Origin of the sequence: Catenibacterium sp. UBA627 (genome assembly GCF_002299355.1) — a bacterium.
GTDB lineage: Bacteria > Bacillota_I > Bacilli_A > Erysipelotrichales > Coprobacillaceae > Catenibacterium > Catenibacterium mitsuoka.
In genome coordinates this window covers 1-2,645 of sequence record NZ_DBPF01000094.1, presented here as the reverse complement: position 1 = coordinate 2,645, position 2,645 = coordinate 1, and the positions used below count along the sequence as shown (strand labels likewise).

Below are 2,645 nucleotides of genomic sequence, written 5' to 3'. Positions count from 1 at the left end.
ATCACTAATTCTATTGTATCTATCGTATGTAATTCTACCTTACAGATTTATGGTGGAGATCTCTATATTGCGATTATGACGATTATTAATTCTATTAGAGAGGTTGTACAGTTACCTGCTCAGGGGTTTGGGAATGCCTCTCAGCCGGTACTAGGCTATAACTATGGTGCGAAGGAATATAAGCGTGTATTGTCTTCTATCTACTTTGTGACATTCTTATGTTTTGGAACAATGTTTATTATCTGGGTATTAATTACTGCTTTCCCACAATACTTTATTAATATCTTTACTCATGATCCTCATATTACCGATCATGCAGTACGTTATATTAGATTATATTTTGCAGGATTCTTTATGCAGTCTTTACAGATCTGTGGACAATCTGTAGCGGTAGGACTTGGCAAATCAAAACAGGCTATCTTCTTTTCTATCTTTAGAAAAGTGATTATAGTAGCCCCTCTGACTATTATTCTTCCCCGTTTTATTGGTATTGAAGGTGTGTTCATATCAGAAGCAATCAGTAATTTCATAGGCGGTGGTGCTTGTTATATTACAATGTGGATGACAATTGGAAAGAACTTAAAAAGAGAGATTTCACAATAGTGGATTCTCTCTTTTTGTATTAAGCAGATAACTTGTTTAATAATTTTCCGAATAGTGTTTCAATCCATAATGCAAGCTTTTCTAATCTTAGTACCTTGAATATTCCTCTTCTGATTAAATCGATGATTAATGCAACTACATAAAGAGATAATGCAATCATGATGACCATAAGAGCAAGTAAGTAGAAAGGCATACCTGCTAGTGTTGTAAACTGGTTTAATAGAACATAGCCTAAGAATAAAGAATGGCTGGCAAGAAGATATGTACAAAGAGTTGATTCATCAATAAACTGTACAATCTTTTCCTGTTTACTATTCATATTTGCGAAAACATAAAGTAAGCAGATAGAAGTTACAAGTAATAATGGTGATAAGGCTGATAAGAAGTAATCATCAAATGTATTACCAATAAACTTGTCCAAGCTTAGCATTAAGAAACCATTTAAGACAAATGAACATAAACCGATCAATGCGGTTTTTGATACATTGACTTTATAAAGTTCATGTTTTCTTACAGTTGCGCCAATGAAATAAAGACATGTGAACCAGATGATTCCTCGACCACTCTTAAATAAAAGTGGATCCTTTAGTTCTCCTGCACTAAATAAGCCATAGAAGCCAAGTAATCCAATGATCCATACCGCTTTAATCGCTGTTTCTCTAGAAATATGTTCTACCATGTAGTCTACAATAGGACTTAGTAAGAACATGCCTGTAAAGGCTGTAAATAACCAATAAGCGTTATTCGATAATAAGAAGAATGCATGCGTTACAGAATGCATTGTAACATTTTCTGGCTTATAGAGATGGAATGCATAAGTTAAAGCCACGTTATAGATAAGTGCAGTTAAGAGCAGTAGTAAATAACGTGATAACTTATGTTTCTTACCATATTCCTTAAAACCATAAGATAATGCAAAACAGTTGATTGCAATGTAAGCAAGATAAAACATAGCCCATAAAGTAATCACTGTAAGTGTTGATGATGATTGAAACATCCCACCATAAGAAGCAATATTACCAGCAAAGATAAACATCATCGATAACATCGATAAAATATAAATTCCAAACATTTAAAATTCCCCCTTGCGATGAGTATATATTACAATAATGGGATAATTATGTGAAGTTAAAAGTCTCTTGTTTAATTAATATATCACAAATAGTTTTTCTTTATATCTTTTATAATAATATTTATTTTATAGTCATTTTTATCAATACTATTTGCATTAAGAGTTATTTAGTGTATAATAGTGTCAATTTTGGGATTAATTTTAGGAGGGTAAAAATGAAAACTAGTAATGGTAGGCAATTAGCTAAGAAAATGCTGATTGCAATGATCTGCGGTCTTGCTTGTGGTTTTGGATGCATTATGCTAAGAGAACACTTAGTAAGTGGTGGACAGACTGATCTTTGGACAAAGATCAATAACTTATTCTTTCAGGATATTACACAGCCAAATGCAACAAAGGCTGTTGGTATCTTCTATATTGTAGGACAGTTATTCGTTAACTCACTACAGCTTATTATTGTACCTATGGTATTTGTATCAATTACACTTGCGATTTCAACTATCACAGATACAAAGAAGTTAGGTAGAATTTCTACTAAAACTATTTTAACTTTCTTTATCACAACTGTATGTGCTTTATGTTTTGCAGGTGTGATTGCTTCTGTTGTATATCGTTTAGGTTTCTTTGATGCAGTTGGTAAAGCAGCAGTGACTATCCAGAAGGGTTCTACTGGTGCTAACCCATTGAATATTATCTTAAATATTATTCCTAACAATCTTATCTCAGCATTCTCTACTAACGGTAACGTATTAGCCATTGTATTCGTAGCTGTTGCTATGGGTCTCGCAATGAATGCTTTAGAAGATGAAACAAAGACTTTAAAGAAGTTATTTGAAGAAGTATCCAAGATTATTACTTTATTCTTATCTTTTGTTGTTAATAAGTTCGCACCTATCGGTATCTTCTGCTTATTAACTAGAACATTCGCAATTTATGGTATTGATTCATTAAGACCTGCACTTGCTTATGT

Annotated in this window: 3 protein-coding genes; 2 read left to right on the top strand and 1 reads right to left on the bottom strand. The window is 32.7% G+C overall.

Going from position 1 to position 2,645, the window contains the following annotated elements; genetic code table 11:
- Nucleotides 1-603: MATE family efflux transporter (locus tag B2S90_RS05840; protein WP_286696699.1), on the top strand; the 603-nt coding region annotated here is incomplete at its 5' end.
- Between the two features lie 19 nt (nt 604-622).
- On the opposite strand, the gene B2S90_RS05835 is transcribed toward B2S90_RS05840, so the two are convergent.
- A complete protein-coding gene (locus tag B2S90_RS05835) occupies nt 623-1,675 on the bottom strand; it encodes an acyltransferase family protein (protein WP_278779641.1) in 1,053 nt (350 codons plus the stop codon).
- Between the two features lie 215 nt (nt 1,676-1,890).
- On the opposite strand from B2S90_RS05835, the gene B2S90_RS05830 reads away from it, so the two are divergent.
- The coding region (locus B2S90_RS05830; protein WP_286696698.1) for a dicarboxylate/amino acid:cation symporter at nt 1,891-2,645 on the top strand (755 nt) is incomplete at its 3' end.